Annotated in this window: 26 protein-coding genes; 16 read left to right on the forward strand and 10 right to left on the reverse strand. The window is 56.5% G+C overall.

All coding sequences use genetic code 11. The features are described 5' to 3' along the window. Positions 1–15 precede the first annotated feature (15 nt). From fliJ to CBW22_RS13430, 11 genes are all read left to right on the forward strand, one after another. The gene (gene fliJ / locus CBW22_RS13380; protein ID WP_021509866.1) at positions 16–459 is read left to right on the forward strand and encodes a flagellar export protein FliJ; all 444 of its coding nucleotides are present in this window, start codon (positions 16–18) and stop codon (positions 457–459) included. Further along, the gene (locus CBW22_RS13385; protein WP_088516929.1) at positions 456–1,721 is read left to right on the forward strand and encodes a flagellar hook-length control protein FliK; all 1,266 of its coding nucleotides are present in this window, start codon (positions 456–458) and stop codon (positions 1,719–1,721) included. Before fliJ ends, CBW22_RS13385 begins: the two co-directional genes overlap by 4 nt. Before the next feature lie 130 nt (positions 1,722–1,851). Continuing rightward, a complete protein-coding gene (gene fliL, locus CBW22_RS13390) occupies positions 1,852–2,337 on the forward strand; it encodes a flagellar basal body-associated protein FliL (protein ID WP_021509864.1) in 486 nt (161 codons plus the stop codon). Positions 2,338–2,341: 4 nt separating this feature from the next. Further along, complete coding sequence (gene fliM, locus CBW22_RS13395) at positions 2,342–3,349, forward strand: flagellar motor switch protein FliM (protein WP_021509863.1); 1,008 nt, start codon at positions 2,342–2,344, stop codon at positions 3,347–3,349. Then, entirely contained in the window at positions 3,342–3,752 is a 411-nt protein-coding gene (gene fliN, locus CBW22_RS13400; protein WP_021509862.1) for a flagellar motor switch protein FliN, read from the forward strand. Before fliM ends, fliN begins: the two co-directional genes overlap by 8 nt. Positions 3,753–3,754: 2 nt before the next feature. Then, a complete protein-coding gene (gene fliO / locus CBW22_RS13405) occupies positions 3,755–4,150 on the forward strand; it encodes a flagellar biosynthetic protein FliO (protein ID WP_058757392.1) in 396 nt (131 codons plus the stop codon). Next, positions 4,150–4,884, forward strand: a complete 735-nt coding sequence (gene fliP, locus CBW22_RS13410) for a flagellar type III secretion system pore protein FliP (protein WP_031280176.1) — start codon at positions 4,150–4,152, stop codon at positions 4,882–4,884. Before fliO ends, fliP begins: the two co-directional genes overlap by 1 nt. Positions 4,885–4,925: 41 nt before the next feature. Continuing rightward, positions 4,926–5,195 carry a flagellar biosynthesis protein FliQ gene (gene fliQ, locus CBW22_RS13415; RefSeq protein WP_010618647.1) on the forward strand — a complete coding sequence of 90 codons (270 nt, stop codon included), beginning with the start codon at positions 4,926–4,928 and terminating at the stop codon, positions 5,193–5,195. Beyond that, on the forward strand, positions 5,195–5,983 hold the full coding sequence (fliR, locus tag CBW22_RS13420; protein ID WP_088516930.1) for a flagellar biosynthetic protein FliR: 789 nt from the start codon (positions 5,195–5,197) through the stop codon (positions 5,981–5,983). Before fliQ ends, fliR begins: the two co-directional genes overlap by 1 nt. A 627-nt stretch (positions 5,984–6,610) precedes the next feature. Then, entirely contained in the window at positions 6,611–7,246 is a 636-nt protein-coding gene (gene rcsA, locus CBW22_RS13425) for a transcriptional regulator RcsA (protein ID WP_021509858.1), read from the forward strand. Positions 7,247–7,409: 163 nt separating this feature from the next. Continuing rightward, positions 7,410–9,113, forward strand: a complete 1,704-nt coding sequence (locus CBW22_RS13430) for a methyl-accepting chemotaxis protein (protein WP_021509857.1) — start codon at positions 7,410–7,412, stop codon at positions 9,111–9,113. 212 nt (positions 9,114–9,325) lie between these two features. On the opposite strand, the gene dsrB is transcribed toward CBW22_RS13430, so the two are convergent. After that, positions 9,326–9,523 (reverse strand): protein DsrB, encoded by a 198-nt coding sequence (dsrB, locus tag CBW22_RS13435; protein ID WP_010618650.1) that lies wholly within the window; start codon positions 9,521–9,523, stop codon positions 9,326–9,328. Between the two features lie 67 nt (positions 9,524–9,590). Beyond that, positions 9,591–9,749: a YqaE/Pmp3 family membrane protein gene (locus CBW22_RS13440; RefSeq protein ID WP_021509855.1), complete on the reverse strand. Its 159-nt coding sequence runs from the start codon at positions 9,747–9,749 to the stop codon at positions 9,591–9,593. Positions 9,750–10,065: 316 nt separating this feature from the next. Here CBW22_RS13440 and CBW22_RS13445 point away from each other — a divergent pair, with 316 nt between their 5' ends. From CBW22_RS13445 to CBW22_RS13455, 3 genes are all read left to right on the forward strand, one after another. Further along, entirely contained in the window at positions 10,066–10,299 is a 234-nt protein-coding gene (locus CBW22_RS13445; RefSeq protein WP_058757390.1) for a YodD family protein, read from the forward strand. Positions 10,300–10,659: 360 nt separating this feature from the next. Further along, complete coding sequence (locus CBW22_RS13450; RefSeq protein ID WP_088516931.1) at positions 10,660–11,457, forward strand: mannosyl-3-phosphoglycerate phosphatase-related protein; 798 nt, start codon at positions 10,660–10,662, stop codon at positions 11,455–11,457. A 26-nt stretch (positions 11,458–11,483) separates the two neighbouring features. Further along, on the forward strand, positions 11,484–12,704 hold the full coding sequence (locus CBW22_RS13455; protein ID WP_058757388.1) for a hypothetical protein: 1,221 nt from the start codon (positions 11,484–11,486) through the stop codon (positions 12,702–12,704). Here the strand turns inward: CBW22_RS13455 and dgcQ are convergent. The 6 genes from dgcQ to CBW22_RS13480 form a co-directional block, all read right to left on the reverse strand. After that, positions 12,701–14,353, reverse strand: a complete 1,653-nt coding sequence (dgcQ, locus tag CBW22_RS13460; RefSeq protein ID WP_088516932.1) for a cellulose biosynthesis regulator diguanylate cyclase DgcQ — start codon at positions 14,351–14,353, stop codon at positions 12,701–12,703. The two genes, CBW22_RS13455 and dgcQ, sit on opposite strands and share 4 nt — an antisense overlap. 133 nt (positions 14,354–14,486) lie before the next feature. Beyond that, positions 14,487–14,666, reverse strand: coding sequence for a YodC family protein (locus CBW22_RS13465; protein ID WP_010618657.1), 180 nt, complete (start codon positions 14,664–14,666; stop codon positions 14,487–14,489). A 181-nt stretch (positions 14,667–14,847) separates the two neighbouring features. Beyond that, positions 14,848–14,982 carry a hypothetical protein gene (locus CBW22_RS26710; protein ID WP_254919505.1) on the reverse strand — a complete coding sequence of 45 codons (135 nt, stop codon included), beginning with the start codon at positions 14,980–14,982 and terminating at the stop codon, positions 14,848–14,850. A 36-nt stretch (positions 14,983–15,018) separates the two neighbouring features. Next, the gene (locus CBW22_RS13470; protein ID WP_058757386.1) at positions 15,019–15,930 is read right to left on the reverse strand and encodes a DUF808 domain-containing protein; all 912 of its coding nucleotides are present in this window, start codon (positions 15,928–15,930) and stop codon (positions 15,019–15,021) included. Between the two features lie 11 nt (positions 15,931–15,941). Further along, positions 15,942–16,217 carry a hypothetical protein gene (locus CBW22_RS13475; RefSeq protein ID WP_021509848.1) on the reverse strand — a complete coding sequence of 92 codons (276 nt, stop codon included), beginning with the start codon at positions 16,215–16,217 and terminating at the stop codon, positions 15,942–15,944. Between the two features lie 70 nt (positions 16,218–16,287). Continuing rightward, positions 16,288–16,764: a very short patch repair endonuclease gene (locus tag CBW22_RS13480; protein ID WP_088516933.1), complete on the reverse strand. Its 477-nt coding sequence runs from the start codon at positions 16,762–16,764 to the stop codon at positions 16,288–16,290. 155 nt (positions 16,765–16,919) lie between these two features. On the opposite strand from CBW22_RS13480, the gene dcm reads away from it, so the two are divergent. Both dcm and CBW22_RS13490 read left to right on the forward strand, forming a co-directional pair. Continuing rightward, positions 16,920–18,317: a DNA (cytosine-5-)-methyltransferase gene (dcm, locus tag CBW22_RS13485; protein WP_088516934.1), complete on the forward strand. Its 1,398-nt coding sequence runs from the start codon at positions 16,920–16,922 to the stop codon at positions 18,315–18,317. Between the two features lie 150 nt (positions 18,318–18,467). After that, positions 18,468–20,063 (forward strand): methyl-accepting chemotaxis protein, encoded by a 1,596-nt coding sequence (locus tag CBW22_RS13490; RefSeq protein ID WP_088516935.1) that lies wholly within the window; start codon positions 18,468–18,470, stop codon positions 20,061–20,063. 40 nt (positions 20,064–20,103) lie between these two features. Here the strand turns inward: CBW22_RS13490 and CBW22_RS13495 are convergent, their stop codons facing one another. After that, positions 20,104–20,349, reverse strand: a complete 246-nt coding sequence (locus CBW22_RS13495; protein WP_021509844.1) for a hypothetical protein — start codon at positions 20,347–20,349, stop codon at positions 20,104–20,106. A 70-nt stretch (positions 20,350–20,419) separates the two neighbouring features. After that, positions 20,420–21,124 (reverse strand): phosphohydrolase, encoded by a 705-nt coding sequence (locus CBW22_RS13500; RefSeq protein ID WP_088516936.1) that lies wholly within the window; start codon positions 21,122–21,124, stop codon positions 20,420–20,422. Positions 21,125–21,271 lie beyond the last annotated feature (147 nt).

Consider the following 21,271-nt stretch of genomic DNA (forward strand, 5'->3'; position numbering starts at 1 on the left):
ACTTGAGGTAACGCGATGAAGACAGCCAATGCGATTGATACGCTGCGCGACCTGGCGGAGCAGGATCTGGAACAGGCGGTGATCCACCTCGGCGACATGCGTCGCGGTCAGCAGCAGGCCGATCAGCAGCTCAGCATGCTGCTCGATTACCAGGATGAGTACCGTAACAAGCTCAATCAGGATATGTCCGGCGGCATCGCCAGCACGCGCTGGAGTAATTATCACCAGTTTATTCAGACGCTGGAAAAAGCCATCGAACAGCATCGCCAGCAGCTTAATCAGTGGAACCAGCGGCTGGAACAGGCGCTGAGCAACTGGCGTGAAAAGCATAAGAAGCTGAATGCCTATCAGACGCTGATTACCCGCGCGGAAGAGAACGCATTACGACAGGAAAGCCGTCTCGATCAGAAACGGATGGATGAATTTGCCCAACGGGCCGCATTGAGGAAAGGCGAATGAACACGCTGCCAACACTGCTGACACAGCTTGCTAAAACCGGCAAAGCACAACCTTCAGCGGCAGTGGACAATCTGTCCGCTGCTGACACCCTGCCGCAGGGATTTATTACCGAGCTGGGCAACCGCCTGCTGACGCTGGTTAAGCAGCAGGGAAATGGCGCGCAATCCGCTGATCTGGCGGCAGAAATTGACGCGAAAAACGTCACAAAAGCGTCATTAAGCGCCCTGCTGCAGGCACTGGACAAACCAGAGGCGTTAAACGCACTTTTACAGCCGGAAAACACTAAAGCCGGACTGAAATCAGCCGATGATAATGACAAGCGCGCAGCAAGTTCGTTAACTGCCAGCGACTTACAGAATGTGCAGGCACTGTTTGCCATGTTGCCAGCGGTGGTCGAAAACCGCAGCAACCCGCCAGCGGATAACAGCACCGCGCTGGAAACCCGGGGTGAGGCGCGCACCAGCTTAAACGCTGCGTTACTTAACAGTTCGCTGCAAAGTGCGCTGAAAGAGGAACAGGCGAAGCCGGATAGCCAGCCATCTAAAGGCAGCGATGTGCTTACCAGCCAGACCGGTGTCAGCCATAACCCGGTGCAGAGCGCTGCCGCCAGCGGCACGCCGGCCAGCAACAGCGGTATGACGCTGGATGAGAGTTTTCAGCAGGTGCTGAGCACGCTGAGCAAACCGGAAGAGCGGCGCGAGATGCTCAGCAGCCATGACAGCAGCGCGCCGGCCATCAGCAGCCCGCTGAGCAGTACCAGTCCGCTGGTCAGCACCACGGCCAGCACCAGCAGCGCGCCTTCCACGCCGATGCTGAATGCGCAGCTGGGCAGCAACGAGTGGCAGCAGGCGCTGAGCCAGCAGATTGTGATGTTCAGCCGTAACGGCCAGCAGAACGCCGAATTACGTCTGCATCCGGAAGACCTCGGCGCGATACAGATCAGCCTGACGCTGGATAAAGATCAGGCACAGTTAACAATGGTTTCCAGCCACAGCCATGTGAGGGCCGCGCTGGAAGCGGCGCTCCCACAGCTGCGTACGGCGCTGGCGGAGAGCGGCATTAACCTCGGACAGAGTAACGTCAACAGCGACGCCTTCGCACAGGGCCAGAGTTATCAGGGCCAGCAGGAAGGACGTCGCGACGGCCAGTACGGCAGCTTTACCCTCTCCCAGGACAGTGACAACGAGATAACGCCTATTGCCGTCCCGGCAGCCCTCCAGGCGCGCGCGACCGGCAACGGCGCTGTCGATATCTTTGCCTGACAGCGACTAAACGCTGAAGGTAAGCGTAAAACCCGCGTCTTTTCTTCCCATTGTTTGACTTAAGACGCGGGATAATCTGTCCAGGTAAGCCGAGAGGCTTGCCCATAATTCACAGGAAGTAACTGCAAACATGTCTGATAACGCGAAAGCTAAAGGCCGCAAACGTTCATTACTAATTCCGGTGTTACTGATTGTAACGCTGGCCGCTTGCAGCGTGGCAGGCTATGCAGTCTGGCGAATGATGAATAAACACGAGGGTGACAAGCCGGAGGCTGCCAAAGTGGAGCCGCCGCCCGCCCCGGTATTTTTTGCAATGGATACGTTTACGGTTAACCTGGTCAATCCCGACAACGATCCCGATCGCGTGCTGTACGTTGGCTTTACCCTGCGTCTGCCGGATGAGGATACCCGTCGTCGGCTGAATGACTACCTGCCTGAGGTGCGCAGCCGTTTGCTGCTGCTGCTTTCACGTCAGAGCGCCAGCGCGCTGGCAACCGAGCAAGGCAAACAGGCCCTGGTTGAACAGATCAAACAGGTGCTGGCGCCACCGCTGGTAAAAGGTCAACCTGCGCAGGTAGTCAGTGACGTGCTGTTTACCGCCTTCATTTTGAGGTGACTTAATGGGCGATAGCATTCTCTCCCAGGCTGAGATTGACGCGCTGCTCAATGGCGACAGTGACAGTGCGGAAGTAGAGAACAGTTCCAAAGGGGCCGATGGCGATATCCGCCCCTATGATCCCAATACCCAGCGTCGCGTGGTGCGCGAGCGTCTGCAGGCGCTGGAGATCATCAATGAGCGTTTTGCCCGTCATTTCCGTATGGCGCTGTTCAACCTGCTGCGCCGCAGCCCGGATATCAGCGTTGGGGCAATCAAGATTCAGCCGTACCATGAGTTTGCCCGCAACCTGCCGGTGCCAACCAACCTGAACCTGATTCACCTGCAGCCGCTGCGGGGGACTGCGCTGGTGGTGTTCTCGCCGAGCCTGGTGTTTATCGCCGTGGATAACCTGTTTGGCGGCGACGGTCGTTTTCCGACCAAAGTGGAAGGCCGTGAGTTCACCCACACCGAGCAGCGCGTGATTCGCCGCATGCTCAAGCTGGCGCTGGAAGGCTACAGCGACGCATGGAAAGCCATTTATCCGCTGGAAGTGGAATACGTGCGTTCTGAAATGCAGGTGAAGTTCACCAACATCACTACCTCACCGAACGATATCGTGGTCAACACACCGTTCCAGGTGGAGATTGGCAACCTGGTGGGTGAGTTCAATATCTGTATTCCGTTTTCGATGATTGAGCCGCTGCGCGAGCTGCTGGTCAATCCACCGCTGGAGAACTCGCGTCAGGAAGATAACCACTGGCGCGACAATCTGGTGAAACAGGTGCAGCACTCGGAGCTGGAGCTGATTGCCCACTTCGCTGAAACGTCGCTGCGTCTGTCACGTATTTTGCAACTGAAACCTGGTGACGTCCTGCCCATTGAGAAGCCGGACCGCATCATTGCCCACGTCGACGGCGTACCGGTACTGACGAGCCAGTATGGCACGCTCAACGGCCAGTATGCGCTGCGTGTAGAACATCTGATTAACCCGATTTTGAATTCGCTGAATGAGGAACAGCCCAATGAGTGACAGCAAAAAACCGTCCGATGATATCTCTGCGGACGATCTGTGGGCTGAAGCGATGAACGAGCAGGCGGCGACCAGCAGTGCGGCGGAGCCAGGCGATAACGTATTTAAGTCGCTTGAGGCCAGCGCCGCCAGCGGCTCGCTGCAGGACATCGATCTGATCATGGATATCCCGGTCAAACTGACCGTGGAACTGGGCCGTACCAAGATGACCATCAAAGAGCTGCTGCGCCTGACGCAGGGTTCGGTGGTGGCGCTTGACGGCCTGGCCGGCGAGCCGCTGGACATCCTGATCAACGGCTATCTGATCGCGCAGGGTGAAGTGGTGGTGGTGAACGACAAATATGGCGTGCGCATCACCGACATTATTACCCCGTCCGAACGTATGCGTCGTCTGAGCCGCTAATCATGTTAAAAAACGCGCAAACCGTTCAGCCCGCTCACGCCCAGCCGGTGGTGTCCACCAGTTCGGTCGTTGGGCAAGTCAGCAGCGTGCTGGCGGTGATCGTGCTGCTGATTCTGGCCTGCGGCTGGCTGGCAAAACGCCTCGGCTTTGCGCCGAAAGCGGTGAGTGGCCAGGCGCTGAAAGTCAGCGCCAGCGTGCAGGTTGGCCGTCAGGAGCGGGTGGTGATTGTTGATACCGCCGATGCGCGTTTAGTGCTGGGCGTCACCGCTCAGCAGATCACGCATCTGCACTCGCTGCCGCCGCTGCCACCGGAAGCATCCCTGCCCGTCAGCGCGGCGCCGCAGGATTTTCGTCAGCTGTTTCAGAACCTGGTTAAACGTCCCGGAAAACCCCAATGATGCGTCGATTGCTCCCTCTTCTGCCGCTGCTGATGCTGCTGGCACCGGCTGCCCATGCGCAGCTGCCGGGTTTGATCAGCCAGCCGCTGGCCAATGGCGGCCAGAGCTGGTCGCTGCCGGTGCAAACGCTGGTCTTCATTACCTCGCTGACCTTTATTCCGGCGGTGTTGCTGATGATGACCAGTTTCACCCGCATCATTATTGTGTTTGGTCTGCTGCGTAACGCACTGGGCACGCCGTCCGCGCCGCCGAATCAGGTGATGCTGGGTCTCGCGCTGTTTCTGACCTTCTTTATCATGGCGCCGACCTTCGACAAGATTTACACCGATGCCTATCTGCCGTTCAGCCAGGACAAAATCAGCATGGACGTGGCGATCGACAAAGGTGCCCAGCCGCTGCGTGAGTTCATGCTGCGCCAGACGCGTGAAGCCGACCTGGCCCTGTTCGCCCGTCTCGCCAACAGCGCGCCGATTCAGGGTCCGGAAGCGGTGCCGATGCGTATTCTGCTGCCCGCCTATGTCACCAGCGAGCTGAAAACCGCTTTCCAGATTGGTTTCACCGTTTTTATACCGTTTCTGATCATCGACCTGGTGGTCGCCAGCGTACTGATGGCGCTGGGGATGATGATGGTGCCGCCGGCCACGATTTCGCTGCCGTTTAAGCTGATGCTGTTCGTGCTGGTGGATGGCTGGCAGCTGCTGGTGGGATCGCTGGCGCAAAGTTTTTACTCCTGAGTGGCTTTCCGCCCTCACCTTTCTCTCGACAGGAGCGCAACATGACACCGGAATCGGTAATGGTAATGGGCCAGGAAGCGATGCGTATCGCCCTGATGATGGCCGCTCCGCTGCTGCTGGTGGCGATGGTGAGCGGTTTGCTGATCAGTATTCTGCAGGCGGCAACGCAGATTAACGAACAGACACTGTCGTTTATCCCGAAAATTCTTGCCGTTGCGGCCACCGCCGTGGTGGCCGGACCGTGGATGCTTAACCTGATGCTGGACTACATCCGTACCCTGTTCAGCAACCTGCCTTATATCATCGGCTAATGGTCACCCTCGACAGTAGCCAGCTGGTGCAATGGGTGGCGCAATTCTTCTGGCCGATGGTGCGTTTGCTGGCGCTGTTTGCCAGCGCGCCGCTGCTGAATGAACGTTCGATTCCAAAACGGGTCAAAATTGGACTGGCGGTAGTCACCACCTGGATTCTGATGCCGCTGCTGCCGCCGGTCGAAGTGACGCTGTTTACTCCGGCCGGTTTCTGGATGCTGGTGCAGCAGCTGCTGATTGGCGTGGGGATTGGTCTGACCATGCAGCTGGCTTTTTCTGCCGTGCGGCTGGCCGGTGAGATGATTGGTCTGCAGATGGGTCTCTCTTTTGCCACCCTGCTTGACCCGAACAGCCGGATCAACATGCCGCTGCTGGCCCGTTTTCTCGACATGCTGGCGATGCTGCTATTCCTGACCTTCAACGGTCACCTGTGGTTGATCTCGTTACTGGTGGACAGTTTTCACACATTGCCGATTAACGATCAGCCACTCAACGCCAACGCCTTCATGGCGCTGACCAAAGCCGCCAGCTTAATTTTCCTTAATGGCATGATGTTAGCGCTACCCTTAATAATTCTGCTCCTCACGCTAAACCTGGCACTAGGTTTGTTAAACCGCGTTTCACCTCAGCTGTCGGTTTTCGCCATCGGCTTCCCAATCACCTTAACGGTAGGGATCCTGAGTCTGGGTATGATGATGCCGTTGCTTGCACCTTTCTGTGAACATCTGTTCGGTGAAGTCTTTGATTTACTCGCGCAGTTTGTATCAGAACTTTCCCCTGCCCGTTGATTAACGATACTGTTAACCTTCTTATACGATAGTTAAGTAATCAAAAACATTCTGTGCATTTTTCGAACCATATTTTTCAGAAATCAACTGAGGATATTCTGATAAATGCGCATTTATGGTGAAAATTATTCTTATTAAACGGCGCTTCGCGTATTTTAGTCAGACGATTCCTAAGCCGGTTAAGCCGGTGAATCGGTTGATAAAATGCTCAAAGGGCTGTTTTTAAACAAAAAAAATATTACAGCGATTTTTCTTGTCTAAATCCCTTTTTTCCGGCATTGTCAACACTCGCTGAAACGTCACACTTTCGCGATTCAAATGTTTTTAAGAATTGTCCTATCAGATTTGTCTGTGACTTGCGCGATAGTGACATGGCTCTCAAAACAGAGCGAAAGAAACACATAAACCAAATTCCCGGCGATTCCCACTATCGCGGGGACAAGAGTGACGTGGAAGTAACACAATAAACTTCGCAGAACGGGTCAGGGACGAGTCAAGATGGCGCAGGAATGCATTACGCCAGTCTGCCGAGCAGAATAAAAAAGTGTCTTTGGAAATCTCTCTCGTACCGCAAACGCGTATTCATCGTTGATTTAAACGGATAACAAATTGGTGAGGGTCGCTATAATGCCAACGATTATTATGGATTCATGTAACTACACACGCCTGGGTTTGTCAGACTATATGTCGGCAAAAGGAGTCAAAAAGAAAAATATTACTTCCGTGTCTGACATCGAACAATTGCAACAACGGTGTGAGCAATTAAAACCGGGCGTAGTATTTATTAACGAAGAATGCTTTATTCATGAATCCGATTCCAGCGATCGCATTCGTTCTATTATCATGCAGCATCCGGATACGCTATTCTTTATTTTTATGGCGATCTCGAATATCCATTTTGAGGAATACCTCTACGTTCGTAAGAACCTGATTATTACATCAAAATCGATAAAAACATCGACGCTGGACTCCCTGCTGGGCACCTACCTGCAAAAGAAACTCAATGCGTCACCGCGCATTTCTGCCGGGCTGGACATTCATCCACTGACATTGAGCCAGACTGAATCGAATATGCTGAAGATGTGGATGTCAGGTCATGACACCATTCAGATTTCGGATAAGATGCAAATCAAAGCGAAAACTGTTTCTTCACATAAAGGCAATATTAAACGCAAAATTAAAACGCATAATAAACAGGTTATTTATCATGTGGTGCGCCTGACAGATAATGTTACCTCGGGCATTTATGTCAACGTGCGATAATTTCACCCAACGATAATACGCTTTGTGGTCAAGGCCAGTCCCCGCGACTGGCCTTGATTATTTTTAAGCGTTTTGCGAGCGCGATCCCACTTCCCCGCTAAGCCTTTATCCCCTGCTGCCGATGCTTGTTTTCAGAACCCCTTACCACTATGAGAGCAAGGAAATGAAAACAGCATCGATAGATGAGCAACATAAGCTCAGCATCTGGCAAAACCTACGCCTGATGCCTCTGTTCAGCATGATCTTTGGTGGCATTCTGCTGCTTTTTGCCCTGTGCATTGGACTCGCCAGCTACTTTCTGATTCAGAGTAATAATTCCCTCAATGACGCCACCGATGAGATTCAGGTGCGCATGGGCATTTCTAACAGCTCAAACCATCTGCGAACCGCACGCCTGAACGTGCTGCAGTCAGGCGCGGCGGCGCGCATCGGTGAAATGGATGGCTATCGTGCCGATCTGGCGCGCACCGAAACGCGCATTAAGCAGGCGCGCGAGGGCTTCAAAATTTATATGGATCGCAAAATGAAGACGCCGGCTGACCTGGCGCTCGACGGTCCGCTCACCACCAGCTTCAACGCCTATATTGATAAAGGCCTGAAGCCGATGATCGAGTCGGCGAAACAGGGCAGCTTTGAGGGGATTGTTGCGCAGGAGACCGATGTCACGCGCAAGCTGGATGATGCCTATAATGCCGTGCTGCTGAAGGCGATTAAGATCCGCACCGAGCGCGCCGAAGCGATTAACGCCGAAGCGGCACATCAGTCGCGCGTCGGTTTTATCGCGATGGCTGCGGCTTTTGCCGCCGCGCTGCTGCTGGTGCTGCTCACCTTCGTGTTCCTGCGCCGTGTGGTGATCAATCCGCTGCGCCTGTCGGTGGGTCGCATTGAGCGCATCGCACAGGGCGATCTCACCGCCCCCGAGCAGGCCTATGGTCGCAACGAAATTGGTAGCCTGCTGCACAACCTGCAGCTGATGCAGGCGTCGCTGGTGCGCACCGTTGGCACCGTCCGGGAAGGCGCGGTGGCGATTTATCAGGGCTCCAGCGAGATCTCCGCAGGTAACACCGATCTGTCATCACGCACCGAGCAGCAGGCTTCTGCGCTGGAGCAGACTGCCGCCAGCATGGAGCAGCTCACCGCCACGGTGAAGCAGAACGCCGAAAACGCCCATCACGCCAGCCAGCTGGCCGCCGATGCGTCTGGCAAAGCGCGCAGCGGTGGTGAACTGGTGAGCGGTGTGGTGAAAACCATGAATAACATCTCCGGCAGCTCGAAGAAAATCGCCGAGATCACCAACGTCATTAACAGTATCGCCTTCCAGACCAATATTCTGGCGCTCAACGCCGCGGTAGAAGCCGCACGCGCCGGCGAACAGGGCCGTGGCTTCGCCGTGGTCGCCAGTGAAGTGCGCAATCTGGCGCAGCGCAGTGCGCAGGCAGCGAAAGAGATCGAGTCGCTGATTGCCGAGTCGGTGGATTTGATCAGTAACGGCTCGCATCAGGTCGGCGAAGCCGGCAGCACCATGGGCGAGATTGTTGAAGCGGTGCGCCGCGTTACCGACATTATGGCCGAGATTGCGGCAGCGTCTGATGAGCAGAGCCGTGGCATTCAGCAGGTCAGCCTGGCGGTGACCGAGATGGATAACGTGACGCAGCAGAACGCTTCGCTGGTGGAGGAAGCCTCTTCAGCCGCGGCTTCGCTGGAAGATCAGGCCGGTAAACTGACGCAGGCGGTGGCGGTGTTCCGCCTGAATGATACGCCGGCCTCACTGGTGGCTGCTGCGCCGCAGCCAGCGCTGAAAGCCCCTGCGCTCGCTCCACGTCCGACGCTGGCTGCAGCGGGCAATGATAACTGGGAGACGTTTTAAGAGGAGTGAGCTGGGGTGCGGTATTTTTCCCTCACCCCATCCCTCTCCCGCTTGCGGGAGAGGGGCCGTCCGTGCGGCGATTAAATATCGTCTTCACTTAACGCCCTGCAAACAATGTATTTTAATCATCCGCACTGAACGGTTCCCTCTCCCGCGTGCGGGAGAGGGTTAGGGTGAGGGCAACCTGAGAGCAATCTGTGCGCAAAACCACACTACCCTTCCCCCGCATACGGCTCGACAAACACGCCTTCGGCGTGATCGCTCTCATTAAAGAACCAGATCCCCAGCGGGTAATCTTCCAGCGCCACCAGATACATGGTGCCCTCATTAAAGCCTTCCACAGCCAGCACAGTACCGACGCGACGTGGGCCGCCGTCGGTTTTTACCGTTACCCGGTCATTGACCTTCATTGATTTCTCTCCAGAAACAGTCCTGCGCATAGTGTAACGGAAGATAGTCAGCGCTGCCTGATCGCGATCAGCGTCGGGCGATTACCCACACCGCATGCACGATGCCGGGGATGTAACCACACAGCGTCAGCAGTATGTTGAGCCAGAAGGCGCCGCCGAAGCCGACCTGTAAAAATACGCCCAGCGGTGGCAACAGAATGGCAATAATAATCCGAATTAAATCCATACTAACTCCCTGATAACCATAATAATCAACCAGCTGTAAGCATAGCTGCTTTACATCAGAATGGGGAATGCAGCGGGTAAAGAAGTGTCAAAGCCGGGCTTTTCACTTTCTTAACGTTTCCCGGAAAGACTTTTGACGCGGCACCCTCGTACACTTGTCAGCACTGCACCAACCCCAAAGGGGCAGTCAACCTAAAAGTAACAAGGATTTTTGCCCGCGCAGCGCGGGCTTTTTTTTGCCCGTTTCCCGTCCACGTCCCTCGCCCGCTGTCACCGTCTATACTTGTCAGGAATCCGTTTGCCTCCGGGAGGCTGTCATGGCTACAGCAAAAGAGTACAGCGATAACGTGCAGCGCGAAGTGAACATCGACGTGGACGCGCTGCTGGAAGCGATTCAGAAAAAAACGTCAGGTGAAGTGCAGGAGTTTATGCAGGCTGAAGATGCGCACCGCGTGAAGGTGAATGGCGAAGCGTTTGACTCTTACACCGAACTGGCCGAGGCGTTTGAACTCGATATTCGTGATTTCACCATCACTGAAGTGAACCGCTGAAATCGATTTCAAAAAAAAGACCCGGCACGCTGGCCGGGTTGAAAAAAGAATAAATTCGTTACACCAGGAAAATCTTAACACCGCTTCAGAGTACGCCTTAGCTGAAGTAAGACAAGTCTCAATTCTGCACGCAATTCGAACAAATCTGCATAATCATGCACTGCTGTTACCGAAAACATCGCGCTACGGCTGACATTCTGCATGCACAAAACGTGCAGCCGCTTCGGTATCCGGGCGGTGTTTTAAGAATTATCCTGGATAGTGGCCGCGCCGGCGGCAAGGAAAAGTGTGATCGTGATTACGCTATTATACTGATTACACGTCGCTTTACGGATGCCTTTGGGCGTAAGGAGTGTATTGATGATCCCGTTAGATTCCTCCCTGCTGATCGTGACCGATCTCGATGGTTCGCTGCTCGATCATCATGACTATAACTGGCAGGCCGCCAGCGAGTGGCTGGCGCGTCTTAAGCAGCAACAGATTCCGCTGGTGATTTGTTCGAGTAAAACCGCGGCCGAAATTATTCCGCTGCAGAAGCGGCTGGGCATTGCCGGTGCACCCTTTATTGCGGAAAACGGCGCCCGGATCGCCTTCGGCGGGGAAGCGCAGATCGCCGAAGAGCCCGGCGCCGATTATCTTGCGCTCTGTGCCACGCTCAGCACCCTGCAGGCGGATTTTAGATTCACCGGCTTTCATGACTTTAGCGACGCAGAAGTGGCCCGTTTCACCGGCCTGACGCTGACGGAAGCCAGCCAGAGCCGACTGCGCGATGCGTCTGAAGTCATCGTATGGCGCGATGATGAAACACGGCTCGACGCCTTCCGCGCGGCGCTGGCCGGGCATCAGCTGGCCCTGACGCAGGGCGGGCGTTTCTGGCACGTGATGCCGGCGGGCAGCGGTAAAGGCGTGGCGCTGGAACAGTTATTGCAGCAGTTGCAGCAGCAGGAAGGCATGAAGCGCACCACGATTGGTCTGGGCGATGGCCCTAATGATGCGCCGATGCTGGAGCGCGTCGATTATGCCGTGGTGATTAAAGGTTTCAGTAAAACCCCGGTGGTGCTGCAACGCAGCGATCATCATAACGTTTACCACACCGCACACGTTGGCCCTGAGGGCTGGCGCGAAGGTCTGGATTACTTTCTTGCCCAACCTGAATAACGGCAGCTGACCAGAAGGATGAGACGATGAGTGATTTTTACCAGAACGGCGTAATTACCAACTTTCATAATCTCACCCACCGCAGCGTGGAGTCGCTGGAAAAAGAGATGGTGCGCTTTGCACGCAAGCGCAAAATGGGGCTGATTCTGCCCTCGCTGTTTTCCGAGCTGGAAGGCCCGGCGCTGGATAATATCGTCAATGAACTGGCGAAAGTGCCCTATCTGGAGGAGATTGTGATTGGCCTCGATCGTGCCGATCGCGATCAGTTTCTCTTCGCGCGCGAATTTTTCTCGCGCCTGCCGCAGCGCCACCGCATTTTGTGGAACGATGGTCCGCGGCTGAAAGCATTAGACGCCGAGCTGGATAAAGAGGGCCTGTCGCCCAGCCAGCCCGGCAAGGGGCGCAACGTGTGGTTCTGCACCGGCTACACGCTGGCCTCTGACCGCTCGCAGTGCGTGGCGCTGCATGACTGCGATATCGTGACTTATGAGCGCGGCATGCTGGCACGTCTGCTCTACCCGCTGGCCAACCCGGCGTTTCAGTATGAATTCTGCAAAGGTTTCTATGCGCGCGTTGCGGACGGCAAGCTTAATGGCCGCGTCGGGCGTCTGCTGGTGGGCCCGCTGCTGCGCTCGCTGCAGAAAGTCTACGGCCATTCGGAGTATCTCGACTATCTCACCAGTTTCCGCTATCCGCTGTCCGGCGAGTTTGCCATGCGCACCCACGTGCTGAACGGCATCAAAATCCCTGGCGACTGGGGGCTGGAGATTGGCGTGCTGTCAGAGATTTATCGCAATTACACCACGCGGCAGACCTGCCAGGTGGAAATCGCGGACAACTACGATCATAAGCATCAGCCGCTGGCGGAAGAGGACGGCACCGGTGGCCTGAAACGCATGAGTAACGATATCGTGCAGTCGCTGCTGCGTAAGCTGGCGACAATGGGCGTGCCGCTCACCAGCGACTCGTTCCGCGTGCTGAAGGCCACCTATTATCGCAACGCGCTGGACATGATGGAGATCTACAACCACGAAGCCACCATGAACGGACTGAAGTTTGATCAGCACATTGAAGAAGCGGCGGTCGAGATGTTCACCCAGGCGATTCTCGACGCCGGCCAGTCGTTCATCGAGCGGCCAAACGAGAAACCGTTTATCCCCAGCTGGAGCCGCGTGCAGTCAGCGTTCCCCGATATCCTGCAGCGCATCTATCAGGCGGTAGAAGAGGATAACGAGGGTAAAGTCTAACCGGCCGCGCATACCCGATTGCGACCGCCGCTTTTCGCCAGATACAGGCGGCGGTCCGCTACCGCCTGCAGACTTTCTGCATGGTAACTGCCCTGCTCAGTACTGCAGCTGACACCTGCTGACAACGTAACGCTAAAGGTGGTGCTGGCGTTGACCAGAATGGTTTTGGCCGCCAGCCGGCTGCGGATACGCTCCGCCACGCCCTGCGCCTCAGCCAGCGTGGTGTGCGGCAGCACGATACAAAACTCCTCGCCGCCGATGCGTCCGGCCACGTCGTAAGGGCGCAGCGTATGTTTGATGACGCCGGCTACGCGCATCAGCGCCTGATCGCCCGCGTGATGGCCCCAGCTATCATTGACCTTTTTAAAATGATCGATATCGAGCTGGATCACCGCCAGCGGCTGTTGCTGCTGTTCGCAGCGCCGCGCCAGCGCGATAAACTGGTCGAAAAAGGCGCTGCGATTAAGCAGGTGCGTCAGGCCGTCATAATTCGCGCGCCAGGCCAGTCGCGCCGAGAGGTCTTCCAGTCGCCGTACCAGGCGGAAAATCACCTGATGCGCTAGCGCCAGTAACAGCACGAACAGCAGCCACATGCCCAGCAGAAACAGCGCTACCCGCCCCAGCTCCTGCGACAATCCCTGGCGCAGGCTCTGCACGTTGATTAGCCAGGCATCGACATTTTTTAACTTAACCCAGCTGGCCAGCTGACTGCCCAGCCACAGTGTCCCGGCCGGCTGCTGGTGAATCGCCTGTATCAGCTGGCCGCGCTGCGCGGGGGTCAATGCCACATCGTGCGGTGCCGGCAGCCGGGTGATCTCGTTGAGTGCGCGATCTTCGAGCACCAGCTTGCCCTGCAGCACGCTGTGACGCGACTGGTGCAGCAATGCATTTATTCGCTGCTGGGTGAAGTCCATCGACAACACGCCGTACCAGTGCTGATGAGCGATCACCGGTGCGCTCACCGTCAGCATCAACCCTTCGTTGAACTCCCCCTGATAGGCTTCGGTCCAGTGCCATCGCGTCTGCAGCGCCCGGCCCGGCTGCTGGTCGCGAAAATAGGGTCGCTGCGTCATGGTGGCGTAACTTTGTGCCAGCTCCTGCGCGTCGCGCGGCGGACGTGAGCTGATGTAATAGCCCGCGCGCGAGGTGTACCAGAAGCGTGAATGAAAGTCCTGCGCCTCATCGCTGAACTGCATGATAAAGCTGAACTCCAGCGCAGCGCGCAGCTCGGGCAGCAGATAAGTATCATCACGTTGCAGCAGCGCATCACGCTGCAGCCATTCGTCGCTGACGCCGTTAATCGGCATGCTGCGCAGGTTAGCGATCTGCAATTGCCACACCGGCTGATGGCGCAACTGCTGAAAACGCTGCAGGGCGTGCTGACCATAATCCGCGTCCAGCGGGTGCGTCAGCGCGTAGCTGAGCATCCGCTGATAGTAATTAAGCTCGTCCAGACTCTCCTGAAAGCGGCTGTCGAGGCTGCGCTGGATCTCCGACAGCTGGGCGCGCTGCCGCTGCTGATAATTATTTTTTAATTCCAGCGCTTCATGGACGGTGAGAAAAAGTGAAAAGAGAAAGACCGCCAGAAAACAGAGATGCACGCGCAGCGCAGGCGTCATGCGGCGTGATGACAGTGGCGAGATTGGCATCAGTAGCCAGGCTCCGGATAACAACGAATTGAAGAAGTGTAGTCAGGCGAGAAAACGGCGTACAGGCAGAGATCAGGAAAAACGTGAAAAGTGACAATGACATCGGGACGGCGCGCTGACCGTCCCGAGGGGCTCAGCTGGCCAGCTGGCGCGCGGCCGACAGATGCGTCAGCTCATCACTGCGGAACGCTTCGCGGCGTACACTGTAGCCATCATACCAACGACACTCTACCATTCCGCTGGCATAGCCGGTCACCACCATGGTGGGTCCGCCCTGTTTGTGCTGAACTTCGTCACTGATTGCAAAGGTCATACCGCGCCCTCCCTTCTCACCGTTGATTGAACGGATTAAGGTATAGCAGCTGTGCGCGTTTTTTGCCTATAGGATATTGCTATTACTGTGACAAATTCGGAATAAGCAGTGAAAAATGCCGTAAATAAACAAAGCCGATAAAAGTTATTATCGGCTTTGAACGATTTTCCCGGGTGGAAAATCAGATTTTGCAACCTTCGCAGTCGGCTTCGTCGCTGATATCCGCCGGCACTTCGCTGGCTTTTTCTGCCGCTTTGGCTTCCGCCTGCTCCAGCTGTGCATCGATATCAAATTCAAACATATCGTCGTTCATCATCGTTCTCCTGACCCGTGATTAGAAATTTCCTGCGCTTTATACCGATTTACCGCGCAGCTTCGCAACCAGATTTACCACTAACAGCACAATCGACCCAACGATAAAGCCCAGCACCAGATTCGCACCGTTGCTCAGCAGCATGGAAACCACACCCGGGAAGCCGCTGCTGTACTCTTCAATGGCATGATGCAGCGGCGCGATACCGTGCACGATAATGCCGCCGCCCACCAGGAACATCGCGACGGTGCCAACCACCGACAGGATTTTCATCAGCCACGGTGCCAGCGCCAGCAGCGCGCCGCCGGTGGCCTGCGCCAGCGTGGAAGACTTCTCACGCAGCCAGTAGCCGAGATCGTCAATCTTAACGATCATCGCCACAATACCGTACACACCAATGGTCACCAGAATGGCAATACCGGCGAGGATCAACACCTGATTGAGCAGCGGCGCATCCGACACAATGCCCAGGGTAATCGCCACAATTTCAGCCGACAGAATGAAGTCGGTGCGCACTGCGCCTTTCACCTTATCTTTTTCGAACTGTCGCGGGTCCTGCTGCGCCAGATTATCCAGGCGCTTTTGCCGCGCTTCCGGGCTCTTCTCCGCTTTGTCGTGGTGCAGGCTGTGCAGCACTTTTTCCACCCCTTCAAAGCACAGATAGGCGCCGCCAATCATCAGCAGCGGCGTAATCAGCCAGGGCGCAAACGCGGAGATCAGCAGCGCCAGCGGCACCAGGATCAGTTTGTTGATAAACGAGCCTTTCGCCACGCCCCACACCACCGGGAGCTCACGATTGGCCTTCACGCCCGTCACCTGCTGTGCATTGAGCGACAGGTCATCGCCCAGCACGCCGGCGGTCTTTTTTGCCGCCACTTTGCCCATGACGGAAATGTCGTCGAGCAGCGTGGCAATATCATCCAGAAGAGTCAGTAAGCTGGTTCCTGCCAAAATGTCATTCCTTATTCCGGTTCGTGATCCTGACAACAGGGGCACCGCTCAATCGCCGTCACCGTCATATCGGCGATGCCCGCACAGTCCCATTCGACGCGTAACGTTTTCCCGTGCAGATCGTCGGCGTGCAGATACTTGCTCACCGGACTTTCTGTCATGCCGCTTATCTCCTCGGTGGCCACCAGCGTATCGTCCAGGTAAATGCGCGCCGTGGCATGGGCATTGACCATGCGCTCATCGCGCAGTTGATACAGGCGTCTGACCGTCAGTTTGATGCTGCTCATGGTGGTGTTCCGCGTCCCAGAGAAAACGCTGATCTAAACTGTTATGGCAGGTAAAAGCAATCACCCTGCCTTAATCCGCCCGATAGTGATGCAACCCCTGATGATCGATCTCGCTGCTGTGCGTGGCAGCCAGCAGCCACTCTTCCAGCCGCTCCACCAGCGGCTCATCTTCCAGCCGCAGTTTGCCGCGCAGCGCGCATTCCCAGACGATCAGCACCTTCCAGCCGCTTTCCTGCAGCTGCTGCACATAGCGCCGGTCACGCTCCACGTTACTGTTGATTTTGCCGCTCCAGAATTCGGTACGCGTGGCCGGCATTTTGAACAGATAACAGTGGTGACGATGCCAGAAACAGCCGTGCACAAAGATAATGGCTTTGTGCTGCGGCAGCACAAAATCCGGCCGGCCCGGCAGCGCTTTGTCCTGTACACGAAAGCTAAAGCCGCGATCTTTCAGCAGTAGCGCAATACGCTGCTCAATCGCCGTATCCTGATTGCGAATGGCGCGCATATTTTTGCTGCGAATATCATGCGAGTGGACGTCTGCCATGGCGTCTCCTTTTTTGCGGGCTTCTTCAACTTTAGCGCGTTGAGGCGAAAGCGAAAGTTTGTGCGGAGCAGATTGCGAGACGCTGCGCAGCCATCGTAATTTCCACGCCGCGCCAGGAGTGGTAGCATAGCCGCTTCACTGTTAAGGAAAAACGCATGCTTGCACTCGATCCCGCCGCGACGGCTTCGCCCTCCCCGCACTCCGCTGATGCTGACGCCATCGCGTTACTGCTGCAGGTACTGGATATCTACGCGGCCCGCGATCTGGTGGTCATCCTGAGCGAGGCCGGCGGCCGCGACTGGAGTATCACGCAGCTTAACCGTATTCGCGCGGGAAAAAGTGCCGCGCCCGCGCTATCCGCGGCGGAGGTCGCCCGTCTGCAGGCGCTGCTGCCGTCGCGACCGGCGCATTATGACAATCCCCGCTTTCAGTTTATCGATCTGTTTGCCGGCATCGGGGGTATTCGCCGCGGCTTTGAGCAGATTGGTGGCCAGTGCGTATTCACCAGCGAGTGGAATAAAGAAGCGGTGCGCACCTATAAAGCCAATCACTACAGCGATCCCGCCCGGCATCAGTTCAACAGTGATATCCGGCTGATTACCCAGCCGGCCGGTTTGCCGGATGAGCAGGCGATTTATCAGCATATCGATAAGACGATTCCCGACCATCAGGTGCTGCTGGCCGGCTTTCCCTGTCAGCCCTTTTCGCTGGCCGGCGTCAGCAAGAAGAATGCGCTGGGTCGCGCCCACGGTTTTGAATGTGAAGCCCAGGGCACGCTGTTTTTTGATGTGGCGCGCATCCTCGCCGCCAAAAAACCGCCGTTTTTCGTGCTGGAGAATGTGAAGAACCTCAAGAGCCATGATAAAGGCCGCACCTTTGCCATTATTATGGCCACGCTGGATGAGCTGGGTTACGACGTCGCTGACGCGGCTGACGACTCATCGCCGGATGCCAAAGTGGTCGATGCGCGTCACTTCCTGCCACAGCACCGCGAGCGCATCGTGCTGGTGGGGATCCGGCGCGATACCGGCCTGAGCGAGGGTTTTTCGCTGCGCGCGCTGGCGGCGCTCTATCCGCCTGAAGTTCCGCCGCTGCACAGCCTGCTGGAGCCGCAGCCGCCGGCAAAATATACCCTGTCGCCCACGCTGTGGCACTATCTCTACCAGTATGCGAAGAAGCATAAAGCCAAAGGCAACGGTTTTGGCTTTGGCCTCAACGATCCGCGCAATCCGCACTGCTGCGTGCGCACGCTGTCAGCGCGCTACTATAAAGACGGGTCGGAAATCCTGATCGATCGCGGCTGGGATCACGCGCTGGGTGAGCAGGATTTTCAGCAGGCCGCGAACATGGCGCGCCGCCCGCGCCGCCTGACGCCGCGTGAATGTGCCCGCCTGATGGGCTTTGAAGCGCCGGGCGAAGCGCGCTTCCGCATTCCGGTCTCCGACACACAAGCCTACAAACAGTTTGGTAACTCGGTGGTGGTGCCGGTGTTCGCCGCCGTAGCGAAACTGCTGCTGCCGCTGATTGAGCAGCACGCGCGTCAGCGCCGCTGAAAACGCAGCCGCGCTTCACGCCCCGGTTTTCCGCCCCGCAATTTGCTTTAGTAACGCGCGATGTGCTGTTTTGCCGCACATCGCGCGCACTGTCACCGGACTGTCACGCATCAAACCAATACTGCGTTTTATTTTTTGCGGAGCTGTTTGATGTCTCTCCTGTCTGTAATCTCCCTGCCGCTGCGGCTGCGACCTCGTTTTACCCTGCGTCTGCCCGTCTGGCTCTCCAGCCTGCGCAGCCAGTTCATGCTGTTTATTGTGCTGTTTTGTCTGCTGCAGTTTGCCGGGGTGCTGTTGCTCAACCAGCACGTGAATCAGACGCAACACTCATTGCAGCAGGCCAGCCAGCTGCGCGAACGGCTGGCCCTGCTGGATAAAGCACGTATTGAGTTACTCACCGCCAGCGACAACAGCCATCGTGCCGGCATTTATCTGATGCAGGACCAGCAGAGCGGTTCGGTCGACAGCTGGAAAAGCCTGGCGGCGGCAGCCACTACCTCATTGCAGCAGGCGCAGCAGCTGTTTGCTGCCTATCAGGCGAAAAGCGATAGCCCGCTGGCACAGGGCTTCGTGCTGCTGGCTGGCGGGCTGCAGGAGCAGCTGAAAGGGCTGGCAGCCAATGATATCAACGCATTTTTTATGGTGCCGATGCAGGCTTTCCAGCAGCAGTTCAACGATGCCTGGTTTAGCGAAATCGAACAGGCCAATCAGCAGCTCGGCAGCGTCAACCAGCATTCGCTCAGCACGCTCAAGCAGAGCCGCAATCTGGCGCTGGCGATTGCCGCGATATTAATGGCGCTGCTGCTGCTGGCCGCCGCGCTGCTGATGCGCGGCGTGTTGCTGCCGCTGCGTCACGCCAACGCCCAGCTGGCACAAATCGCGACGGGCGATCTGGTCGCCAGCCCGGCACCGACGCGTCGTCAGTCGCTGGAAACGCGCCAGCTGCTCCTGTCCATCGATACCATGCGTCAGGGTTTGCAGCAGATCGTCAGCGACATTACGACGGTAGCAACCCGGGTGGCGGCCGGCGCTGACGAGATGCAGCAGCATAATCAGCAGGTGATGCAGCAGCATCAGGCGCAAAATGCCAGCTTCCATCATCTGTCGCAGCGGCTGCATCGCGTGTCAGAAGAGGTGGAAAAAGGTGCACACTTCTCGCAACAGGCAACGCACGATGCACAGTCCGCGGATGCGCTGATGCGTCACTGCGCCCACGAAGTCGACAATATGGAACACCAGATGCAGCAGATCGTCGCGGCCGCTGGCGATATCGCTGGCATCGTCGGCATGCTGGACAGCCTGTCGATGCAGACGCGTCTGCTGTCGCTTAATGCGGCGATAGAATCTGCGCATGCTGGCACTTACGGGCGCAGTTTTTCGGTCGTCGCCAAAGAGATGGGATTGCTGTCACAGCAGAGCGGCGCATCCACGCGGCAGATCGACGGTTTAATCCAGCACACGCAGCAGCACGTGCAGGATGGCTTTGCGCAGGTGCAGGCGCTGGAAGTGCTGTTTGCGCGGATTGGCCAGGCGGTATCGGGCGTAGTCAGCCAGCTGAATGAGCTGCAGGATAACAGTACGGCGCAGAGCCATCGCGTGAGCAAAATTGCCCGGGAAGTGGTGGAAATGAGTCTTCAGCTCCAGCAAAACGAAGCCCTGACTGACCAGCAGGTGCAGGCAGCGGCGCAGCTGAGTGAACTTTCAGCGCGACTGACGCAGCGCGCGCAGCAGTTCCGCGTTAGCTAAGGTGCAGAAAGAAAAAACCCGTCAGCGACGGGTTTTGGTGTTATTTCTTTTTCTTACTTTTCTTCAGCAGTGCACGCACCTGCTTCAGCTCGGCGGCGCTCAGTTGATCGCCCGCCTCTTCGGTATGCAGGCTGTCGACGGCCGGTGGCTCAACGGCATCTAAACTGGCCTGCAGGCGGTTAACGATCTCCTGGCTCATGGAGATTTGGTTATCAGCGGCTAACTGTTTAATGTGCTCTTTCAGCGCCGGGTCAATTTTAATGGTTAAGTTAACGGTCTCGGTCATCTTCACACTCCCTCTTGATTTACAACAACGTAGCGGAAGCAGATGAAAGTTAACAGACTGTCATAAAAATTTAATATTGTGCCGGTATGGGACTGAAATCGCGTAACACGGACTCATCAATATCGGTCAGATTGCCCTGCAGTTCGGCGCACAGCTTCGCCATATAGCGGACGAGAAAATCGGCGTTGTGTTCCGCCAGCAGACGGCCGGTTTCCGTCTGCATGGTCTGCGGCAGGCTCAGCAGTTTCTTCTGGAAATGATCCAGCGTCCACTTTACGTCATCCAGTTCACGATCTTTACCCAGCGGATCGTCGCTGTCGAACAACGGCCGTCCCAGCGCACCTGCGGTATAGAAAACGCGCGCAAGGCCAATCGCGCCTAATGATTCGAGACGATCGGCGTCCTGAACGATCTTCGCTTCTAACGTTTTTGGCGTAATGCGGGCGCTGAAACTGTGGGCCTGCACCGCATGCGCCACGCTGTCCAGCAGCGCTGAGGGGAAGTCCGGAAAATCCTGTTGCAGAATGCGGCGCGTCTCTTCCGCCGCGTAAGTCGAAGCCAGATGGCGTTCCGGATGGTTTTTCGGCAGGTTCACCACATCGTGAAAATAGCAGGCGGTCAGCACCACCAGCGAATCGGCATTGGTGTTTTGCATAATGCGGGCCGCGCTCATCCAGACGCGGCGCAGGTGCGCGATATCATGGGCTTTATCATCGTGCAGCCAGTTCAGCTGCAGCCAGCTTTCGTAACGGTGTTGCCAATGGGTCAGTGACATCGTGCTTCTCCTGTTATTGCTATTATTTCGCACCGGGTACGGCTTGCGCCCATCATAGCGGCCCGGTGATGACACTTTCTTTACACCCTTCCCGGATGTCCAGCGCAAAAAAATGCGATCCCGATCATGTTATAGCGCTGTTAATGC

The sequence above is a fragment of the Pantoea sp. VS1 genome (assembly GCF_002207995.1).
Classification (GTDB): domain Bacteria; phylum Pseudomonadota; class Gammaproteobacteria; order Enterobacterales; family Enterobacteriaceae; genus Pantoea; species Pantoea dispersa.

Excerpts from the sequence above, each read along its gene's own strand:
- CBW22_RS13495 (WP_021509844.1), bottom strand. The coding sequence starts at position 20,349 with ATGACCGAGACCGTTAACTTAACCATTAAAATTGACCCGGCGCTGAAA.
- fliQ (WP_010618647.1), top strand. The coding sequence starts at position 4,926 with ATGACACCGGAATCGGTAATGGTAATGGGCCAGGAAGCGATGCGTATC.
- CBW22_RS13475 (WP_021509848.1), bottom strand. The coding sequence starts at position 16,217 with ATGAGCAGCATCAAACTGACGGTCAGACGCCTGTATCAACTGCGCGAT.
- fliR (WP_088516930.1), top strand. The coding sequence starts at position 5,195 with ATGGTCACCCTCGACAGTAGCCAGCTGGTGCAATGGGTGGCGCAATTC.
- CBW22_RS13445 (WP_058757390.1), top strand. The coding sequence starts at position 10,066 with ATGGCTACAGCAAAAGAGTACAGCGATAACGTGCAGCGCGAAGTGAAC.
- fliO (WP_058757392.1), top strand. The coding sequence starts at position 3,755 with ATGTTAAAAAACGCGCAAACCGTTCAGCCCGCTCACGCCCAGCCGGTG.
- fliP (WP_031280176.1), top strand. The coding sequence starts at position 4,150 with ATGCGTCGATTGCTCCCTCTTCTGCCGCTGCTGATGCTGCTGGCACCG.
- CBW22_RS13385 (WP_088516929.1), top strand. The coding sequence starts at position 456 with ATGAACACGCTGCCAACACTGCTGACACAGCTTGCTAAAACCGGCAAA.
- CBW22_RS26710 (WP_254919505.1), bottom strand. The coding sequence starts at position 14,982 with ATGATGAACGACGATATGTTTGAATTTGATATCGATGCACAGCTGGAG.
- fliJ (WP_021509866.1), top strand. The coding sequence starts at position 16 with ATGAAGACAGCCAATGCGATTGATACGCTGCGCGACCTGGCGGAGCAG.
- CBW22_RS13465 (WP_010618657.1), bottom strand. The coding sequence starts at position 14,666 with ATGACCTTTGCAATCAGTGACGAAGTTCAGCACAAACAGGGCGGACCC.
- fliN (WP_021509862.1), top strand. The coding sequence starts at position 3,342 with ATGAGTGACAGCAAAAAACCGTCCGATGATATCTCTGCGGACGATCTG.
- fliL (WP_021509864.1), top strand. The coding sequence starts at position 1,852 with ATGTCTGATAACGCGAAAGCTAAAGGCCGCAAACGTTCATTACTAATT.
- dsrB (WP_010618650.1), bottom strand. The coding sequence starts at position 9,523 with ATGAAGGTCAATGACCGGGTAACGGTAAAAACCGACGGCGGCCCACGT.
- CBW22_RS13440 (WP_021509855.1), bottom strand. The coding sequence starts at position 9,749 with ATGGATTTAATTCGGATTATTATTGCCATTCTGTTGCCACCGCTGGGC.
- dcm (WP_088516934.1), top strand. The coding sequence starts at position 16,920 with ATGCTTGCACTCGATCCCGCCGCGACGGCTTCGCCCTCCCCGCACTCC.
- CBW22_RS13430 (WP_021509857.1), top strand. The coding sequence starts at position 7,410 with ATGAAAACAGCATCGATAGATGAGCAACATAAGCTCAGCATCTGGCAA.
- CBW22_RS13490 (WP_088516935.1), top strand. The coding sequence starts at position 18,468 with ATGTCTCTCCTGTCTGTAATCTCCCTGCCGCTGCGGCTGCGACCTCGT.
- dgcQ (WP_088516932.1), bottom strand. The coding sequence starts at position 14,353 with ATGCCAATCTCGCCACTGTCATCACGCCGCATGACGCCTGCGCTGCGC.
- CBW22_RS13455 (WP_058757388.1), top strand. The coding sequence starts at position 11,484 with ATGAGTGATTTTTACCAGAACGGCGTAATTACCAACTTTCATAATCTC.
- CBW22_RS13480 (WP_088516933.1), bottom strand. The coding sequence starts at position 16,764 with ATGGCAGACGTCCACTCGCATGATATTCGCAGCAAAAATATGCGCGCC.
- fliM (WP_021509863.1), top strand. The coding sequence starts at position 2,342 with ATGGGCGATAGCATTCTCTCCCAGGCTGAGATTGACGCGCTGCTCAAT.
- CBW22_RS13450 (WP_088516931.1), top strand. The coding sequence starts at position 10,660 with ATGATCCCGTTAGATTCCTCCCTGCTGATCGTGACCGATCTCGATGGT.
- rcsA (WP_021509858.1), top strand. The coding sequence starts at position 6,611 with ATGCCAACGATTATTATGGATTCATGTAACTACACACGCCTGGGTTTG.
- CBW22_RS13500 (WP_088516936.1), bottom strand. The coding sequence starts at position 21,124 with ATGTCACTGACCCATTGGCAACACCGTTACGAAAGCTGGCTGCAGCTG.